Annotated in this window: 20 protein-coding genes; 12 read left to right on the top strand and 8 right to left on the bottom strand. The window is 65.6% G+C overall.

Translation table 11 applies throughout. The features are described from left to right. Window positions 1-56 precede the first annotated feature (56 nt). Window positions 57-788, top strand: a complete 732-nt coding sequence (locus tag RPR59_RS12440; RefSeq protein ID WP_313914518.1) for a metallophosphoesterase family protein — start codon at window positions 57-59, stop codon at window positions 786-788. Window positions 789-807: 19 nt separating this feature from the next. On the opposite strand, the gene RPR59_RS12435 is transcribed toward RPR59_RS12440, so the two are convergent. The 4 genes from RPR59_RS12435 to rplM all read right to left on the bottom strand — a co-directional run bounded on the left by RPR59_RS12435 (window position 808) and on the right by rplM (window position 6445). Next, window positions 808-1560 (bottom strand): class I SAM-dependent methyltransferase, encoded by a 753-nt coding sequence (locus tag RPR59_RS12435; protein ID WP_313914516.1) that lies wholly within the window; start codon window positions 1558-1560, stop codon window positions 808-810. 135 nt (window positions 1561-1695) lie between these two features. Continuing rightward, window positions 1696-5229: an autotransporter domain-containing protein gene (locus RPR59_RS12430; protein WP_313914514.1), complete on the bottom strand. Its 3534-nt coding sequence runs from the start codon at window positions 5227-5229 to the stop codon at window positions 1696-1698. A gap of 200 nt (window positions 5230-5429) precedes the next feature. Beyond that, window positions 5430-5966, bottom strand: a complete 537-nt coding sequence (gene rpsI / locus RPR59_RS12425; RefSeq protein ID WP_313914513.1) for a 30S ribosomal protein S9 — start codon at window positions 5964-5966, stop codon at window positions 5430-5432. Further along, window positions 5966-6445 carry a 50S ribosomal protein L13 gene (gene rplM / locus RPR59_RS12420; protein ID WP_313914511.1) on the bottom strand — a complete coding sequence of 160 codons (480 nt, stop codon included), beginning with the start codon at window positions 6443-6445 and terminating at the stop codon, window positions 5966-5968. Before rplM ends, rpsI begins: the two co-directional genes overlap by 1 nt. A 224-nt stretch (window positions 6446-6669) precedes the next feature. On the opposite strand from rplM, the gene mntR reads away from it, so the two are divergent. Together mntR and RPR59_RS12410 are read left to right on the top strand one after the other, a co-directional pair. Further along, a complete protein-coding gene (mntR, locus tag RPR59_RS12415) occupies window positions 6670-7110 on the top strand; it encodes a manganese-binding transcriptional regulator MntR (protein ID WP_313914508.1) in 441 nt (146 codons plus the stop codon). Window positions 7111-7186: 76 nt separating this feature from the next. Beyond that, window positions 7187-8551, top strand: a complete 1365-nt coding sequence (locus tag RPR59_RS12410) for an Nramp family divalent metal transporter (protein ID WP_313914505.1) — start codon at window positions 7187-7189, stop codon at window positions 8549-8551. On the opposite strand, the gene RPR59_RS12405 is transcribed toward RPR59_RS12410, so the two are convergent. The 3 genes from RPR59_RS12405 to RPR59_RS12395 are packed head-to-tail and all read right to left on the bottom strand — an operon-like array spanning window position 8456 to window position 10702. Then, on the bottom strand, window positions 8456-9370 hold the full coding sequence (locus tag RPR59_RS12405; RefSeq protein ID WP_313914503.1) for a hypothetical protein: 915 nt from the start codon (window positions 9368-9370) through the stop codon (window positions 8456-8458). The two genes, RPR59_RS12410 and RPR59_RS12405, sit on opposite strands and share 96 nt — an antisense overlap. Then, a complete protein-coding gene (cutA, locus tag RPR59_RS12400) occupies window positions 9351-9668 on the bottom strand; it encodes a divalent-cation tolerance protein CutA (RefSeq protein ID WP_313914501.1) in 318 nt (105 codons plus the stop codon). The genes RPR59_RS12405 and cutA overlap by 20 nt, the downstream gene beginning before the upstream one ends. Beyond that, window positions 9665-10702 (bottom strand): COX15/CtaA family protein, encoded by a 1038-nt coding sequence (locus RPR59_RS12395; RefSeq protein WP_313914499.1) that lies wholly within the window; start codon window positions 10700-10702, stop codon window positions 9665-9667. The genes cutA and RPR59_RS12395 overlap by 4 nt, the downstream gene beginning before the upstream one ends. A gap of 117 nt (window positions 10703-10819) precedes the next feature. Here RPR59_RS12395 and RPR59_RS12390 point away from each other — a divergent pair, with 117 nt between their 5' ends. From RPR59_RS12390 to proC, 8 genes are all read left to right on the top strand, one after another. Then, window positions 10820-11209, top strand: a complete 390-nt coding sequence (locus tag RPR59_RS12390) for a MerC domain-containing protein (protein WP_313914497.1) — start codon at window positions 10820-10822, stop codon at window positions 11207-11209. A gap of 40 nt (window positions 11210-11249) precedes the next feature. Then, window positions 11250-11708 (top strand): Fur family transcriptional regulator, encoded by a 459-nt coding sequence (locus RPR59_RS12385; RefSeq protein WP_313914493.1) that lies wholly within the window; start codon window positions 11250-11252, stop codon window positions 11706-11708. A gap of 63 nt (window positions 11709-11771) precedes the next feature. Then, window positions 11772-13697 (top strand): 1-deoxy-D-xylulose-5-phosphate synthase, encoded by a 1926-nt coding sequence (gene dxs / locus RPR59_RS12380; RefSeq protein ID WP_313914491.1) that lies wholly within the window; start codon window positions 11772-11774, stop codon window positions 13695-13697. A gap of 6 nt (window positions 13698-13703) precedes the next feature. Further along, window positions 13704-14447, top strand: a complete 744-nt coding sequence (locus RPR59_RS12375) for a TlyA family RNA methyltransferase (protein ID WP_313914489.1) — start codon at window positions 13704-13706, stop codon at window positions 14445-14447. Window positions 14448-14558: 111 nt separating this feature from the next. Beyond that, a complete protein-coding gene (locus RPR59_RS12370; protein WP_313914487.1) occupies window positions 14559-15080 on the top strand; it encodes a TspO/MBR family protein in 522 nt (173 codons plus the stop codon). A 13-nt stretch (window positions 15081-15093) separates the two neighbouring features. Further along, window positions 15094-15366 (top strand): accessory factor UbiK family protein, encoded by a 273-nt coding sequence (locus RPR59_RS12365; protein WP_313914485.1) that lies wholly within the window; start codon window positions 15094-15096, stop codon window positions 15364-15366. Window positions 15367-15476: 110 nt separating this feature from the next. Beyond that, entirely contained in the window at window positions 15477-15983 is a 507-nt protein-coding gene (locus tag RPR59_RS12360; protein ID WP_313914483.1) for a type III secretion system chaperone family protein, read from the top strand. Continuing rightward, window positions 15980-16795 carry a pyrroline-5-carboxylate reductase gene (gene proC, locus RPR59_RS12355; protein WP_313914482.1) on the top strand — a complete coding sequence of 272 codons (816 nt, stop codon included), beginning with the start codon at window positions 15980-15982 and terminating at the stop codon, window positions 16793-16795. Before RPR59_RS12360 ends, proC begins: the two co-directional genes overlap by 4 nt. 4 nt (window positions 16796-16799) lie before the next feature. Here proC and RPR59_RS12350 read toward each other — a convergent pair whose 3' ends face one another. Then, window positions 16800-17318 carry a MarR family winged helix-turn-helix transcriptional regulator gene (locus tag RPR59_RS12350; protein ID WP_313914479.1) on the bottom strand — a complete coding sequence of 173 codons (519 nt, stop codon included), beginning with the start codon at window positions 17316-17318 and terminating at the stop codon, window positions 16800-16802. Between the two features lie 80 nt (window positions 17319-17398). Here RPR59_RS12350 and RPR59_RS12345 point away from each other — a divergent pair, with 80 nt between their 5' ends. Next, window positions 17399-18496, top strand: coding sequence for a branched-chain amino acid aminotransferase (locus tag RPR59_RS12345; protein ID WP_313914477.1), 1098 nt, complete (start codon window positions 17399-17401; stop codon window positions 18494-18496). Window positions 18497-18547: the final 51 nt, after the last annotated feature.

Raw genomic sequence — 18547 nt, 5'->3', positions numbered from 1 at the left:
CCAGCGACGTCGCGCGCTTCGTCCTTCGTCGGAATGAAGCGAAGCGAGATTGAAGGGTGATCCGGTTATTTCACGTCAGCGACGTTCATTTCGGGGCGGAGGACCAGGCCGCGCTGGATTGGTTCGCCGCGGCGGTGGACGCCGAACAGCCCGACGCGATCGTGATGACAGGCGACCTGACCATGCGGGCCAGGTCGCGCGAATTCGAAGCCGCGGCCGAGTGGCTGGGGTCGTTCGGCCGGCCGCTGACGGTGGAAGCCGGCAATCATGACCTGCCCTATCACAATCCGCTACGCCGGCTTTTCCGGCCTTACCGTCGGTATCGCAAGGTAGAGCGGGCGATCGAGCGGCCGCTGGAGATCGAGGGCGTCGCGGTGGTGCCGCTCAAGACGACGGCCAGGTTTCAATGGCGGCTGAACTGGTCGAAAGGATATGTGAGCCGGCGACGGCTGGACCGGGCGTTGGAGACGATAGAGAAGATGCAGGACCGGGACGACGTGGTGCTCGTGGCCTGTCATCACCCGCTTATCGAACCCGGTACGCAGGCGACATCCAGAACCCGTGGCGGCCGCTCGGCGCTGGAATCGCTCGCCGATGCCGGAGTGCATGCCGTATTGAGCGGCCATGTGCACGATCCCTACGACCGGATGCACCGCGTCGGCGGCCGGACCGTCCGGCTGATCGGGGCCGGTACGCTGTCGCAGCGTACCCGTGAAGCGCCGGCGTCGTTCAACGAAATCATCGTGGACGGCCGGAGGATCGAAGTCTCGCCGCGCATGATGGGATAACCGCCGGATGCGGTTCCGGTCAGGCCCGGCGCGTGCCGATCAGGGTGCCCTTGGTTCCGGCTTGTACCAGATCGAAGCGGAAATTGGGCCAGCGCTCCCGCCAGCGCGCGGCGACCCTACGCTCGCCTGGCCGCGCTCCGTCGTCGAGCAGGACGGTGCCGCCGACCGGCATGCGATCGAACAGCGTTTCGGCAGCGCCGCGGATGCACGGATGAACCGTCCATGGCGGACCGTCGATCACGAGAAGATCGATTCGCTCCGGCAGATGCCCGTCGAGATCGTACCAGATCCCGCGCCAGGGTTCCGGCGCCTGACGTAGCGGCGCGACGTAAAGGTCCGCCGTCACGCAGTTGTCGGCCAGCCAGTCCCGGGTGGCGTGGACGAAATCGGCGTGCTGGTCGAAGCTCGTCAGCCGGCCCTGCCCGAATATCTCCAGCGCGCGGCCGATCACGAGGCTGCTGGCGCCGGCGCCGAGTTCGACGACGTGGCGTGGACGCTGCTGCTCGATATGGTCGACGATCAGCGCCAGAAAACCGGTGTCCGCTTTCCAGCTCCCCAGGTGCGGCAAGGCATTGACCGGCAGGTCTAGCCGCGCGCACAATTCGGCCTTGGCGGCGCGCGATCCTCCGGAAAGGCTCCGCAGCAACCAAGGCCACTGGATCGCGCCGAAGGCCAGGACCTGCAACTTGTCGCGCCACGATCGTTTCAAGCCGGCCGGCCACAGATCGCGGTCCGCGAGCGGCAGTAACGAAGTCGTCTCGCGCATAGTCATCGGGGCTACCTCATCGGTCGGCGTCCGGCCGTACAACCTGCCGTCGCCGCTGTGAAGCGAAGTGCGGCGGAGCGGAACGCGAAAGGGGCGACCGCGCGGGCCGCCCCTTCCTTGCATCATCGCATGCGATCGGGATCAGAAGTGGATCGTCGCCGTTCCGCGATAGGTCTGGTTGCTGACATCGTCGCGCCACAGGCTGGTGTCGATGGCGAAGGTGAAGTCGAACGCCTTGCCGTGAACGGTGCCGCCGGCGCTCAGTTCCGCCCAGTCCTGATCGGTGCCGGGCAGGGGGAAGAACGCACCGAAGCTGTCCGTTCCGGCGAAATTGGCACCGAACAGCACGGGTTTTTCATCGAAATCGTGGACATAGTTCATGGTCAAGAATGCCTCGCCGATCTCGCTGAGCATCGTGTCGGCGGTCGCGCCGAGCCGTCCCTGCACGCTGTCGTAATCGCCGAGGTCGTAGCGCAGCGCCGGACCGCCGCCACTTTCCTCGGTCGCGTCGAAGTCGACATGGCTGAACCGCATCGAGGCGCGCGGCGTGAGGTCGAACTCGGCCACCGACACCGGCGCGCCGATGCCGACTTCACCCGACAGCACCAGCGACTTGTCCGAACCGGAAAGGCGATAGTCGCCGCCCGCACCCGACAATGTCCGCCGCGTGCCGGTATCGAAGATGCCGGCGCTCAATTGGCTGTCCAGGACCAGCGCCGTGCCGAGGCGCGTCAGGCCGTAGAGCGTGGCCTGGTACAGGTCGCCCTTCGCGATTTGCGGCAGGCCGGCGACGTCGCCGTCCATGTCGGCATAGCTCAGGCCGATCCCGGCGACTCCGCCGTCGTCGAACCGCGTTTCGAGACCGCCGGACAGAAAGGCGCCTTCGAATTCGTCCCTGCCATAATCGTTGATGCTCGGCATGCCCCGGCTCTTGCCGTCGATATAGCCGGCGGCGAGAAAGGCACTCATGTTGCCGGGCAGGGCATCGTCCATCGTTTCCGGCTGCGCCCCGGCACCCGCACCACCGCCCATCGGCATGGCCGTATTCGGATTGGCAGTAACCGCGGACGCGATTGCCATCGGCCGGCCGTACATGGCGAGCGTCCCGCCCATGCCGCCGTCACCCAGGCGCCGCAGACGATTGCGGAAGAAGGTCGACATCGTGTCGACCGCAGCGGTGCTGAGCGCGCCCTTCAGGGCGATATTGCGCGGTGCATAGGATTCCAGCGTAGCCCGGATGGCATCGGCGGAGGCGAGATCGAGATTGCCGTACAGATCGGCGTAGCGATCGTAACTGTCGCGATTCCGATCGAGCAGACCGGCATAGGCACTCTGCGCCGGCGAACCCTGATTGACGACATCGGCATAACTGCCGGCCTCGAGTTCCACCGTTACCGCGGTGTCGGAATAGCTGAGTTCCGGCGTCAGGATCGCGCTGATGGACTGCGGTGCCTCGAACGCCCCCTCATAGCCGCCTTCGGCGGTGAAGATGGTATATACGTCGCCGTCGCGCGGCCGCGAGTCGGATGCAACGGTGAAGCCGAGCCGACCGTCGATGCTCGCCATGCCGTCCAGCGGGGTGCCGTCGGCATCCGTCATCGTGGTGTGAACCGCCACGCGATCGGAATCGCCGTCATTCCCCAGGTCGATCATCAGGCTGTTCATCGAGGCCAGGATCACATTGCCGTTGAAATCCAGCGTACCGGTCGTGCCGACGCCGCCCGGTGCGATGACGCCGGCCATGCTGGTGAAATACGGCGTGTTGATCGTGCCGCTGCCCTGCAGACCACCGGTCATCAGGAAATAGTCGCCGCCGGTCGTGAGTGAGCCGTCGACGCGCATCATGCCCGAATATTGGGTGACATCCATCAGGCTGGTGAGGGAACCGTCGGCACGAATGTCCAGCGCCGCTTCGGCATTCGCCATTGCAAAGCGGTCGATGGTGACCGTTTCGTCCAGCGTCGTCGTGCCCGCTGCGGACAAGGTGACGTCGAAATATCGGGGCGCCGTTCCGGTCGTGCGGTCGCCATCGGCGTTGTTCGGTACAAAGCCGGACGCGCCCGGCAGGCCGTTGGCCAATGTCGGATTGGGGAGCGCAGGCGCGTCTGCCGCCGCGTCTGCGGTTCGCGACGGAGCGGTTCCCTCGCCCTCGTCCGAACTGCGGAGCGAATCGGTCGAAGCCGTGCCCTTGTCATTGGAGAGGCTGCCGGTTCCGGCCGCCGGATAAACCACCGTCTCGTCGCCGGTGCTGACGTCGAGACAGTCGGAAATGCCGCCGATCAGCGGGCCTTCGATGCAAATCTGGCCGAACTGGCCGTCAGTTCCGTTGACGCCTTCGCCGGGAATGGTCGGAATGCCGTTCACCAGGTTACCGTTCTCGTCGATCACGGCATAGGCGGGATCGAGATCGGTCACCCAATGGTCGGGGTCGCTCCAAGCCCCGTCGCCTTCTTTGGCACTGACATAATGGTACGGATTGTTCGCCGCGATCCAGTCCCAATACAGATAGAGCGGCTGATAGAAGCTCACCGCGCCGTATCCGTAAGACGCCCCGCCGAACAGGCGGGCATACCCGCCCGACAACACGCCGATGACCACCGGCTTGTCGAAGGTATCGTCGAGGATCAGCGGACCGCCCGAATCGCCGGACGCCGTTATGCCCTCATGCGGGGTCGCGTCGTCGCGAAATGCGTTGACGTCATATGGGTTTGCCGCCGCCGTACCGCGACGGGGATCGTCGAAATCGAGAAAATACAGATTCTGGTACAGGCCGTTCGAGGGAGAGCCGAGAAAATATTCGAACGTGTCCAGGTTGGTGAGCGCGCCGAGCATGTTTTCGGCAGCGCGGCGGCGATAGTCGGACCCGGTCACGCCCTGTTCGCCGGTTCCGTTGTTGCCATAGCCCTGGATCTGGACGTGATAGCCCGTGCCCGAAGCGGTAGGTTCACCGTCCGGAGCCGGAAGCGCGGAGAAAAGCAGCGTCCAGGTGGGAATGCCCGCAGCCGGCGTGTCGAGGCCCGCTACGGCAACGTCGCTGTACAGGAAGCTTTCGGCATCTTCTTCGAGCGAACCCGGATTGTACGCGACATAGTCGGCATTATACATCGCCGCCGAAACGTCGGTGTCGTAGCCGCCATACAGCCAGTTGCCGAATGCGTGGGTTTCGCCATTGTTGTTGACGCCGAAGCCGAAGCCGATCGGCTTGCCGCCCGAAGCAGCACCATAATCGGTGGCAGCGGCTTCGTTGACGCAATGCGCCGCGAAAATTACCGTCCGCGGGTTTATCAGCGTGCCCGTGCAGGTGCCGATATAGCCGTTTTGTTCATCGACGATCATCTGACCGATGCCGGTGACGTCGTTCACGTCCACAGCGGTATCAGGAGTATCGGGATTGGAAATCACAATCTGCGGTTCGGGTGCAATTTGCGTCGGAAGGCCGAAGTGATTTTGAGGTTCTGGCGTCCTGAGAGCCGGCAACTCGAACTTGCGCTGGGGCGTGGCCTCGCCAACGAAATCGAGACTCTCGATCTGCGAAGTGTCGGCCGTGGCTACAGGGCCGGCAACGTCGGACGACTGGGCCTGTGCAGTCCCCGCCGCCCCGAAACAGACGGAGGCAGAAGCCAGCAACAGCGCGCGGCGAACATGGACCTTTTGGCCGAAATTCCGGTAATTCATTGATTTCCCCCGATTTGCGACTCCGCAGATACTACGAGCATCGCACGCGAGCCTCAACTCGTCTTGGATTCGCCAACATATTTCCCCGCACGAAAGCGGGCCGAATGTAGCGGCAATGTCACAATGACGGCGGACGCGCACGAAAAAGGGCGGCCCGTTGCCGGACCGCCCTCCTTGGTGATGGCGATGTGCCGAGTCGCTTAGCGCTTCGAGAACTGGAAGCTGCGGCGGGCCTTGGCCTTGCCGTACTTCTTACGCTCGACCGCGCGGCTGTCGCGGGTGAGGAAGCCGGCCGCCTTGACCGGCGCGCGCAGCGCCGGCTCATAGCGGGTCAGCGCCTGGCTGATGCCGTGCTTCACCGCGCCGGCCTGACCCGACAGGCCGCCGCCCTTGACGGTGCAGACGATGTCGTACTGGCCGCGGCGCTCGGTGACGTCGAACGGCTGATTGATCACGAGACGCAGCGAGGGGCGCGCGAAATAGACGGCCTGATCGCGGCCGTTGATCGTGATCTTGCCCGAGCCGGGCTTCAGCCACACGCGGGCGACGGCGTCCTTGCGGCGGCCGGTCGCATAAGCGCGGCCATGTTGGTCGATCTCCTGCTCGCGCAGGGGCGTGGTCGGCTGGGCCGGGGTCTCGGCGGCCATGTCCTCGGGCGCGGCGGCCGCATCGGGCGCCTGCTCCTGGCCCTTGGTCAGGTTGCCGAGGTCGGAAAGGGACTGACGATTGTCGGACATCAGGCGGTCACCTTGTTCTTGCGGTTCATGCCCGCGATATCGAGGACTTCCGGATTCTGCGCTTCGTGCGGATGCTCCGAACCGGCATAGATGCGTAGGTTGCGCATCTGCTGGCGGCCCAGCGGACCGCGCGGGATCATCCGCTCGACGGCCTTTTCCAGCACGCGCTCGGGAAAGCGGCCTTCCAGCACCTTGGCCGGGGTCGTTTCCTTGATGCCGCCGGCATAGCCGGTGTGCTTGTAATAGACCTTGTCGGTCAATTTCTTGCCGGTGAACTTCACCTTGTCGGCGTTGATGACGATGACATTGTCACCGCAATCGACGTGCGGGGTGAAGCTCGGCTTGTGCTTGCCGCGCAGGACATTGGCGATGATCGTCGCTGCGCGACCGACCACCAGGCCGTCGGCATCGACGATGTGCCACTTCTTTTCCACCTCGTGCGGCTTGGCCGGCTTGGTGGTCTTCATCAGCGCCTTCATGGTGCTTGACCTTATCTGGTTGAAACGAATCGTGCCGCCCGGTCAGAGCGGCAACGTTGCGCGCCATCTGACGGATCACCTTGGCCAAGTCAAGCGAAACCGGGGGTCAGCGGACGGGTATGATGATACCATGACGATCGCCGGGCAGGGACTGACCCCGCTTTGCCGGCGCCGACCGGCGCCTCGATGTTGACGACGCCGCGATGCGGGTGGAGGCAGTGTTCATGGACACGAACAGCAATCGCCGGGCGGCCGCATTTCGCAAGACGCGCGAGGCGCACCAGACGGAAGTGGCGGAGGATTATGTCGAACTGATCGGGGATCTGATCGAAGAGGCGGGAGAGGCCCGCCTTACCGACATCGCCGACAATATGGGCGTCAGCCAGGCGACGGCGTCCAAAATCGTCGCGCGGCTCCGGCGTGAGGGGCTGGTCCAATCTAGGCCGTACCGCGCCATTTTCCTGACCGAACAGGGCGAGGCGATGGCGCGCGATTCCCGGCGTCGGCACCAGATCGTCTATGAATTCCTGCGGGCGCTGGGCATCGACGAAGCGACCGCGAATGCGGATTCCGAGGGGATGGAACATCATGTCAGCGGCAGGACGCTGGACGCCCTGGCGGCTCTGACCCGCACGCTTTCCAAAGGCGATGTTGCATCGGAATAAGCCGTGGCTATATTTTCGTGACGTAGCGAAACCGTGAAGCGTGGCGAGGCGTTGCCGCCGATGATGACCGGATCTCATGTCCAGCACCGATAACAATCGGAACGGTAATCCGAAGCCGGGCCGTGGATGGCTGTCGCGCGGCGCCCCGTCGCTGCCGGAAGCGTTCCGTTCGATCGCCGTGCCCGGAGCCGGAAAGCCATTGCGCAAGCTCGCGGCGTTTACCGGGCCGGGCTTCATGGTTGCCGTCGGTTATATGGACCCTGGCAATTGGGCGACCGATCTCGCGGGGGGATCGGCCTTCGGCTACAGCCTGTTGTCGGTCATCCTGCTTTCCAACCTCATGGCGATCGTGCTTCAGGCTCTGGCGGCGCGGCTCGGCATCGCCACGGGCAGGGATCTCGCCTCCGCCTGCCGCGATTCCTACAACCGGCCGGTAAGCTTTCTCCTCTGGATTCTGTGTGAAATCGCAATCGTCGCCTGCGACCTGGCAGAGGTGATCGGGACCGCGATCGGTCTGCAGCTTCTGTTCGGCCTCCCCCTCGTCTGGGGCGTGTGCCTCACCGGGCTGGACGTATTCCTGATCCTTGCCCTGCAACGGCGCGGGTTCCGCCGGATCGAAGCCTTTGTGATGGCGCTGCTGGCGGTGATCGCGCTTTGCTTCGGCTACGAATTGCTGGTGGCGCAGCCGGAGGCGGCGGCGGTGCTGGCCGGGTTCGTGCCGCGCGCCGAGATCGTCGGCAACCCCGCGATGCTCTATATCGCGATCGGCATTCTGGGGGCGACCGTGATGCCGCACAACCTCTATCTCCATTCCGCCACGGTGCAGACCCGCGCATTCGAGGAGAGCGAAACGGGAAAACGGGAAGCCGCGCGATACGCAACCGTGGACAGCACCGTCGCACTGATGCTTGCCTTGTTCGTCAATGCGGCGATCCTGATCCTTGCCGCGGCCGCGTTCCATACGATCGGGCGGACGGATATCGCCGAGATCCAGGACGCCCACGCACTGCTTACGCCGACGCTCGGCGCGGCGGCGGCGAGTACGCTGTTCGCCGTGGCGCTGCTCGCGTCCGGCCAGAATTCCACCGTCACCGCCACGCTTGCCGGTCAGGTGGTGATGGAGGGGTTCCTGCGTATCCGGCTGCCGCCCTGGTTGCGGCGGCTCATTACCCGCGGCATCGCCATCGTGCCTGCGGTGATCGTTGCCGCACTGTACGGGGAAACCGGCACCGCACGCCTGCTGGTGCTGAGCCAGGTCATCCTGTCGATGCAGCTTCCCTTCGCAGTGATACCGCTCGTTCAGTTCACGTCGGACCGGGCCAAGATGGGCGGGCTGGTATCACCGCTATGGCTGCGTGGCCTCGCCTGGGCCATTGCGTTTCTGATCGTCGTTCTGAACGTCAAGCTGCTGCTCGATACCTTCGGCCTGACCGGCGCCTGACGGAGCGGGCCCGAGGCGGGTTTCCGTAACGTGCACCTGTCGAACGTCGCCGAGCGAGAGCCGCAAGACCTTGCGGCTTTCGCGCAGCAGCCCGCTTCGTGGGTCGACCTTCAGGGATCGCTTCTGGACGAGATGGGCTGTCCGATCCGCCGATCCCGGTACGCTGATGTCGCCTGAAACGTTGCTGTCGCGTCGAAGGATGCCGCCCGGCATGCGCCAGGAACGCGCGGTCCCGTCGAGCATTTCACCATGCCCGAAAGGGGGGCGGGCCTTGCGCCTGACGGCATGCACGGGCTCGACGCCCTCGACGACGATATCGGGTCGGACGGCGGCCTGCAGCATGGAGCCGAGCACGACGCGCCGTCGGCTTTCCGGCATTGCTTTCAATCCTCGGAGGATTTTGGCCTGCGCCTTCGCCGTTGCTTTTCGCCCCATTTGTTCGGCCAGCGCGTCGGCGAACACGCTCCAGAGTGCATCTTGGTCTTCGATGCGCGTGACGGTGCCGGCGGCATCGAGATGAAACCGCAGGGTCCGCCCGAGGAACGCCGCCATGCCCGTCTCAAATAGTGCCCCGGTGGGATCGCCGGTATCGCTGTCGACCCGATCGATGGTCAACTCGGCAACGTAACCGTCCGTCGCGCGGTGAAAGACGAGCGTGCGCTCGATACGGAACATGCGCGTCACCGCGCCGTCCGTACGCGTCTGCTTCGTGGCGTAGCGCAGCGGCCGGTTCACGGGCGGGGCGAAAACGGGTTGCTGCTGCGGTGCGTTCGAGGCGAGCAGCGCGGGCGCGGCCAGGCTAATCGCGAACGGATTCATCGACCCATTCCGCCACCGGCCGCATGACGGCTGCGGGCCAGATCTCGATGACCGGAAGATCGTAGGGATGAAGCTGCACGATCTCGTCGCGCAACGCCTCGGCGCGGTCGGTGGCGGTTTTGAACAGGACGGGCGTCTCCACATCCTGGGCGACGCCTTCCTCCCACCGGTAGATGGACACGCAGCCCGCCATGACGTTGGCGCAGGCGGCGAAATTGTCCTCGATCATGCGCTGCGCGACGGCCTGTGCGCTGTCGGCGTCGGGAAAGGTGGTGTAAACGAGCGCGATATCGCTCATGCGGGTCGTCTCCCCAGAACGTGCGCCCCCCAGGTCGTCGCGACGACCAGCAGCGCGCCGGTGAGTTGGTGCAGGGCCGCCAGCCAGATCGGCACATGGGCCATGACCGTCGCGATGCCGAGCAGGATTTGCGTGCCGAAGGCGATATGGATCGCGACGGAGGCGGCGCGGACACCCGCCCGGCGGGCGCGCCGCGCGAGGACGATCAGTGCGGCCACCGCCACCCAGGCCCACCAGCGGTGAAAGAAATGGACCACATAGGGATCGTTGAAGAAGGCGTGCAGGAAACTCTGGTTCGCGAGTTCGTCGGCGGGAAAGAATCGCCCGTTCATCAACGGCCACTCGTCGGTTACCAGCCCGGCGTTCAGCCCTGCCACGAACGCGCCGAGCATCAACTGGATCGCCAGGACGATGCCAGTCGTCGCACCCGTCGGGGTCAGTCGCGCGGGGCGGGCGCCGGGATCGCGGCTCAGCGCGCGCAGGTCGAGCGCGGTCCAGACGATGCCCGCCAGGATGAACAGCGCGGTCAAGAGGTGGGTCGCCAGCCGAAAGTGGCTGACGTCGGTACGATGGACGAGGCCGGAGGCCACCATCCACCAGCCGATCGCGCCCTGCAGCCCACCGAGCGCGAGCAACGCTGTCAGCCGCCAGCCATAACCCTCCGGAATCCGGCGCCGAATCGCAAACCAGACGAGCGGAATGGCGAAGGCGAAGCCGATCAGCCGCCCGAGCAGCCGGTGGAAATATTCCCAGAAGAATATCGCCTTGAACCCCGCCAGCGTCATGCCCCGGTTGAGCTGCTGATATTCCGGGATGCGCTTGTAATGTTCGAACTCGGCCAGCCACTGCGCATGCGTCAGTGGCGGGATGATGCCGCTGATCGGATCCCATTCGGTGATCGAAAGGCCGGATTCGGTCAGCCGGGTAATGCCGCCGACGACCACCATCGCCACGATCAGCCCGGCGACGGCGAACAGCCAGGTCGCGATCTGGCCGGGGCGGGCGGAGGAGGGGCTGCGTATCGGATCGGACACGCCGGCGGTGTAGCCAGCCCGAGCGAGCAAGGCCAGATCGAATCCTTCCGGCAACCGCGCGGCGGGTATCGACAATGATATATTGTAACGTGAAGCCTTTGGGGCTATGTGGTTGCCATGACGAGCGATGCTCCCCTCGTACGGTTCTGGCGGCGGATCGAACCGCGGTTCGACAATGCGGCGATCGCGCTCAGCGGGCTTTGCCTGGTGCACTGCGTCGCGAGCGTGGTGCTGCTCGCGGTATTGGCGTCGGCCGGAGCGTTGCTCGATCCGCGCATCCACGAAATCGGCCTCCTGCTCGCCATCGCGTTGGGCGCGGTTGCCTTGGGCAGGGGCGTCGTGGCGCATGGGCGGTGGCAGCCGCTGCTGCTGGGGGCCTGTGGTCTCGTCTTGATGGCGTTGGCTCTGTCGATGCCGCACGGCGCGCCGGAGGCTGCCCTCACGATGGTCGGCGTATGCTGCCTGGCTGTCGGCCATGTGCTGAACCGTCGCGCCCGCCAGGGCTGAGGCGCTTGCCGCTCCGGTGGCGCACGCCTAGATTACTGTCATGGAACAGCATGTGCATCGCGAGCATGAGGGCGAGGCGTTGACCCACGCCGCGCAGGAAACGCTGAAACGATCCGGCGAACAATGGACCGCGATGCGCGAAAGCGTGTTCACCGCGCTTGCGGGCTTCGATCGCCCGGCCTCTGCCTATGACGTGGCCGAATCGGTATCGAACCTGCAGGGGCGCCGGGTCGCCGCCAACAGCGTCTATCGCATTCTCGACCTGTTCGTGCAGTCGAACCTCGCGCGGCGGGTGGAAAGCGAAAACGCCTATATCGCCAACGCCCATCCGGATTGCCTGCACGATTGCATCTTTCTGGTGTGCGACGTGTGTGGCCGCACGACCCATATCGACGACGACGTCGTGACGCAGGACGTTCGCGCCGCCGCGTGGAAGGCCGGCTTCACGCCCAAGCGCCCGGTGATCGAGGTCCGCGGGATATGCGCCGATTGCACCTGAGCGCCCGTGTGCCGAAAGGTGGTAACAATCGACACGTTCGCGAAGCTGGGCTAACCATGCGCCATGGCTGACCATCCCGCTACGCCGTTGCTCGACACGGTCCGGACCCCCGACGATCTCCGCACGCTGAAGCCGAGCCAACTTCGTCAATTATCGGATGAATTGCGCGAGGAAGTCATTTCCGCGGTCGGCGAAACCGGCGGTCATCTCGGCTCCGGCCTCGGCGTCGTCGAACTGACGACGGCCATCCATTATGTATTCAATACGCCGCACGACCGGCTGGTCTGGGACGTCGGCCACCAATGCTATCCGCACAAGATCCTGACGGGGCGGCGCGACCGCATCCGAACGCTGCGTCAGGGCGGCGGCCTGTCCGGCTTCACCAAGCGGAGCGAGAGCGAATACGATCCCTTCGGCGCGGCACACAGCTCGACCTCGATCTCGGCCTCGCTGGGGTTCGCCATCGCCAACAAGCTGTCGGGCCGGCCGGAAAAGGCGATCGCGGTGATCGGCGACGGCGCCATGTCGGCCGGCATGGCGTATGAGGCGATGAACAATGCCGAACAGGCCGGAAACCGGCTGATCGTCATCCTGAACGACAACGACATGTCGATCGCGCCGCCGGTGGGCGGCCTGTCGGCCTATCTCGCCCGCGTGGTGTCGTCGAGCGAGTATCTGGGGCTGCGCAATTTCGCCAAGCGGGTGACGCGCAAGCTGTCGCCGCGCATGCACAAGGCCGCCGGCAAGGCCGAGGAATATACGCGCGGCATGGTGACCGGCGGCACGTTGTTCGAGGAACTGGGCTTCTATTATGTCGGACCGGTCGACGGGCATAATCTGGAGCATCTGATCCCGGTTCTGGAAAATGTCCGGGACGCCGAGCAGGGGCCGATCCTCGTCCATGTCGTCACCAAGAAGGGCAAGGGCTACGCCCCGGCGGAGAATGCCGCCGACAAATATCACGGCGTGAAGAAATTCGACGTCATTACCGGTGCACAGGCCAAGGGGCCGCCGGGACCGCCGAGCTATACCAACGTCTTTGCCAAGGCGCTGATCGCCGAGGCGGAGCGCGACGAACGCATCTGCGCGATCACGGCTGCAATGCCGGGTGGCACCGGCCTGGACAAGTTCGAGAAGGGATTCCCCGACCGCACGTTCGACGTCGGCATTGCCGAGCAGCATGCAGTGACCTTCGCGGCCGGATTGGCGGCGCAGGGGATGCGGCCGTTCTGTGCGATCTATTCGACCTTCCTCCAGCGCGCCTATGACCAGGTCGTGCACGATGTCGCGATCCAGAATCTGCCGGTACGCTTCGCCATCGATCGGGCGGGGCTGGTGGGCGCCGACGGCGCGACCCATGCGGGGAGCTTCGACGTGACCTACCTCGCGACCCTGCCCAATTTCGTCGTGATGGCGGCGGCGGACGAGGCCGAGCTGGTGCACATGGTGCATACGGCGGCCGAGCACGACACGGGGCCGATCGCGGTGCGCTATCCGCGCGGCGAAGGCACCGGCGTGGCGTTGCCCGAAACGCCCGAGCGGCTCCAGATCGGCAAGGGCCGGATCGTGCGTGAAGGCAAGAAGGTCGCGATCCTGTCGCTCGGCACGCGCCTTGCCGAGGCGCTGAAGGCGGCCGACCAGCTCGAGGCCAGGGGACTGTCGACTACGGTAGCCGACTTGCGCTTTGCCAAGCCGCTCGACGAGGAACTGATCCGCAAGCTCCTGACCACGCATGAGGTCGCGGTGACGGTCGAGGAAGCGGCGATCGGCGGGTTGGGCGCGCATGTGCTGACCATGGCGAGTGATGCGGGGCTGATCGACGCCGGGCTGAAGCTCAGGACCATGCGCCTCCCGGACCGATTTCAGGACCAGGACAAGCCGGAAAAGCAGTATGAGGAAGCCGGTCTGAACGCGCAGCATATGGTGGAAACGGTGTTGAAGGCGCTGCGCTGGAACGCCAGCGGCAAGGTCGAGGGCGCACGCGCCTGAGCGCCGATGGCCAAGCAGCGTGTCGACCAGATGCTCGTCGAACGTGGTCTGGTGGAGAGCCGGACCCGGGCGCAGGCGCTTATCATGGCGGGCGTCGTCTTTTCCGGCGAGACGAAGGTGGCGAAGGCGGGGCAGCAACTTGGCGTCGACGCCGCGCTGGAGGTGCGCGGGCGCGACCATCCCTGGGTTTCGCGCGGCGGCATCAAGCTGGCGCATGCGCTCGATCATTTCGGGCTGGATCCGGCGGGCGCGGTCGCGATCGACGTGGGGTCGTCGACGGGGGGCTTTACCGACGTGCTGCTGCAGCGCGGCGCCGCGCGGGTCTATGCCGTCGACAGCGGCACCAATCAGCTTGCCTGGAAATTGCGGCAGGACGAGCGGGTGGTGGTGCACGAACAGACCAGCGCGCGGCTGCTGACGGCCGACCATATTCCGGAACCCGTCGACTGGATCGTGTGCGATGCCAGCTTCATCGGATTGGCCAAGGTGCTGAAAGCGCCGATGCGCTTCGCCGCGCCGGGCGCGCATCTGGTGGCGCTGATCAAGCCGCAGTTCGAGGCGGGGCGACAGGAGGTCGGCAAGGGCGGGGTGGTACGCGACGCGGCGGTACATGCGCGCGTTTGCGACGAGGTGACGGACTGGTTGGATCAGCGGGGCTGGGCGGTCGCGGGCGTGACGCAGAGCCCGATCACCGGGCCGGAGGGCAATATCGAATTTCTCGTATCGGCTCGGAACGGGACACCCGCCTGACCCAGCCATGGATTGCCGGAGGGCGCCCCCGGCGGTAGGACCGCCATCGGGGAACATCGACTGGGAAAGGTCGAGAATTTGAGAGAAATCGCGTCGCGCGGCCAATTGCGCATGTCGCTCGTCCGTTGGATCCTGGTCATCATGCCGGCGATCCTGCTGCTCGGCTTCCTGTCGGCATCGCTGGTGCCGGTCGGCGCGGATAGTCGGTGGTACTCGGCGCTGGCCAAGCCGGACGCGACCCCGCCGGCCTGGCTGTTCCCAGTGGCGTGGACCACGATCTACATCCTCATCGGACTGGCGCTCGCGCTGATCGTCAATGCGCGGCGGGCCCGCGGCCGCGGCGTCGGTATCGCGCTGTTCGCGGTGCAGATGGCGGCGAACCTCGCCTGGATGCCGTTGTTCTTCGGCGCGCACGCGGTCGTCCCGTCGATCCTGCTGCTGGCGATCCTGCTTCTGCTCGTGATCGCCATGGCCTTCGCGTTCGCCCGCGTGCGGCCGCTCGCGGCGTGGCTGCTGGTTCCCTATATGGTGTGGGTCAGCTATGCGGGCATCATTCTGTTAGAAATCCACGCGCTGAACCCGAATGCGGGCGACCTTGTGATCCCCGCTCCGACAACCCAGATTGCGCTGTGAACGGAGAACCAAGATGCAGTCCGAAAACCGCGTATTCGATGATTTCGTGAAGTTCGTGAACGGTGCCGCCGGCACGGTCGCCGGCATGGCGCGCGAGGGCGAGAGCGCGGCACGGGAGCGTGCCCGCGAATGGATCGGCGGGCTCGACTTCGTCAGCCGCGAGGAATTCGAGGCGGTGAAGGAAATGGCGGCGGCTGCGCGCGACGAGGCCGAGGCATTGAGGGCGCGCGTCGAAACGCTGGAAAAGGCGGCGAAAGGCACGGACGGCGCTGGTCCGGCCGCGTAAGGCATCGCCTTTCCGAAGATTTTTGCTAAAGTCGGCCGACCAGGCGTGTGCCCGGACGCGGCGATTGGCACCCCATGAGCCGGCAATTCCGCCGGGCAGGAGGAACCTACATGCTCGACGAAGCGCAGTTCGACCGCGACGCCGAAGCGGCGCCGATCGACATGCTCGAAAGCTATTTCAACGCCCATGGCTGGACCCATGCGCGCGAGGAGGACGAGATCGTCGCCCGCGTGAAGGGAAGCTGGGTGGAATATGAACTTCGCGCGATCTGGCGCGAGGACGACAGCGTGCTGCAGTTCCTGGCGTTCCCGGACATCCGTGTCACCGAGGATCGCCGCGCGTCCGTCTATGAAGCGATCGGCCTGATCAACGAGCAGCTTTGGATCGGCCATTTCGAGCTGTGGTCGTCGAGCGGCATCGTGCTGTTCCGCCACGCCGCGATGATCGAGAATGCGGATGGCGGCACGCTGACGCTGCCGCAGACGGAACTGCTCGTCGAGTCGGCGATTGATGAATGCGAGCGCTTCTACCCGGTGTTCCAGTTCGTCCTGTGGGGCGGCAAGAGCCCGAGCGAAGCGTTGGCATCGGCACTTATCGACACGCAGGGAGAAGCATGAGCAACGGCATTCCGCGAACTATCTGGTTGATCGGCTGTGGCAACATGGCGGGCGCGATGCTCAGCCAATGGGTCACGAGCGGCGATGTCGCCGCCGACCAGGTGACGGTCATCGATCCCGGCCAGCCCAAGATTCCCGAAGGCGTGCGGCATCTGTCGTCGCCCCCCGAACAGGGGATGCCCGATTGCGTGATGCTGGGTGTGAAGCCGCAGATGCTGGACGATGTCGCGGGCTCGCTCGCGCCGCGGATCAAGGGCGTGAAGCTGCTGCTGTCGATCCTGGCCGGCGTCGATGTCGCGGCGCTCGCCGACCGGTTCGAGGCGGAGGCGGTGGTGCGGGTCATGCCGAACCTGCCCGTCGGCCTGGGCAAGGGCGTGGTCGCGCTCTACGGAACCGATCCGGACGGTGAGCAGGGCAAGGCGGCGACGGCGCTGATGGATTCGCTCGGCCTGGTCGAATGGATTCCCGAGGAACGACTGTTCGACACGGTGACGGCGCTGTCGGGCTGCGGCCCCGGCTTCGTTTTTCGGTTCATCGATGCGATCGCCGCGGCGGGCGCGGAATTGGGCCTGCCCGCCGACCAGGCGCGCCGGCTGGCGACCGCGACGGTCGAGGGTACGTCGGCAATGGCCGCGGAGAGCGACGACACGCCGGGCACGCTCGCCGACCGCGTCGCCAGTCCGGGCGGCTCCACGCGTGAGGGCATGAACGTGCTCGACGATGACGACGCGCTGAAGAAGCTGATGGTGAAGACGCTGACCGCGTCGCGCGACCGCAACCACGAACTGGCCGAGGCGGCGCGGAAGAAATGATCCCCTACCGGGCGCCGGCGATGCGTTGGCGCTCGGCTTCGGGCAGCAAGCCCTCAAGCACTAGCCAGAAGCCGCCGACGGCGTCCTGTCCCGCCTTGGAATAGGCCGCTGACAGGCGCTCGCGCAGCGATTCGAACAACTCCGCCTCGATCGCCTTCCCAGCCTCCGTCAGACGCAGCAGCTTCTGCCGCCTGTCGCGCTCGCCGGTGCGCGATTCCACCAGCCCGCGCTCGGAAAGATCGTTCAGCACGCGGCCGAGCGACTGCTTGGTGATGGCGAGCGTGGCGAGCAGATCGCTGACCGTCAGGTCCGGCTGACGCGCGATGAAATAAAGCGCGCGGTGGTGCGCCCTGCCGAGATGCTCCGCCGCCAACCGCTCGTCTATCGCGCGCGTGAGGTGGCTGTATCCGAAGAACAGGAGTTCCACGCCGCGCCGGATTTCCGGCTCGCGCAGGAATAGCGGGGAAGCGCCGCGCAACGGCTCGTTCGGACTTTGGCCAGCCATGTTGACCATATCTGCCATCGGCACTACGCCTCCGCAACCGGAGCAGGTACGGAAAAGTCCGTGCATTTGCGCTGCGACCACCATTTCGAGGACGGCCGATGGACACCGAAACGACGCTGCAATTCGAGGTTGAGGCCAATGCGTCGCCGGTCCCCGCCAGCGAGCGCGAGGCCCGCATCGCCGACCCCGGTTTCGGCCGTGTCTTCACCGACCACATGGCGATGGTCCGCTGGTCCAGGGACAAGGGCTGGCACGCAGCGAAGATCGCGCCGCGCAAAGCGATCGAGATGGATCCGGCGTCCTCCGTGCTGCACTATGCGCAGGAAATCTTCGAAGGCATGAAGGCCTATCGCCTGGCCGACGGATCGACCGCGCTATTCCGGCCGGAGCAGAATGCGCGGCGCTTCCAGAAGTCGGCCGAGCGGATGGCGATGCCGCAACTGCCGGAAAAGCTGTTCCTCGAATCGATCGAGAAGCTGACTGAAATCGACCGCGACTGGATCCCGACGGCGGAGGGCGGCGCGCTCTATCTTCGCCCCTTCATGTTCGCCAGCGAAGTGTTCCTGGGCGTGCGGCCGGCGCACGAATATCTCTACCTCGTCATCGCGTCCTCGGTCGGCGCATACTTCCAGGGCGGGGCCAAGGCGATCTCGATCTGGGTGTCGGACGATTATACCCGCGCGGCGCCAGGGGGTACGGGTGCGGCCAAGTGCGGCGGCAACTACGCCGCCAGCCTGGTCGCGCAGTCGCAGGCGATCGAAAAGGGCTGCGACCAGGTGGTGTTCCTCGACGCGGCCGAGCATCGCTGGGTCGAGGAACTGGGCGGCATGAACCTGTTCTTCGTGATGGACGACGGATCGATGGTGACACCGCCGCTGAAGGGCACGATCCTGCCGGGCATCACCCGCGATTCCATCCTGACGCTGGCCCGGGACGAAGGGATCGCGGTGCGCGAGGAACCCTATGCGATCGACCAGTGGCGCGCGGATGCCGAGAGCGGCCGCCTGCGCGAAACCTTCGCCTGCGGCACGGCGGCGGTGGTCACGCCGGTCGGCACCGTGCGTTCGTCCAAGGGCGATTTCACGATCGGCGCGGGCGGCACGGGCCAGCTCACGCAGCGCCTGCGCGACCGTCTGGTCGGCATCCAGCGCGGGGAACACGACGATACGCACGGTTGGGTGAAGCGCCTGTTCTGACGGGCAGGTGAAAAGCGTCGCGCGACGGGCTTTTCATTCGCGCGGAAGCGG

It is taken from the genome of Stakelama saccharophila (assembly GCF_032229225.1).
In the GTDB taxonomy this organism is placed as follows: Bacteria; Pseudomonadota; Alphaproteobacteria; order Sphingomonadales; family Sphingomonadaceae; genus Sphingomonas; species Sphingomonas saccharophila.
This window is presented reverse-complemented; position numbering and strand designations above follow the sequence as displayed.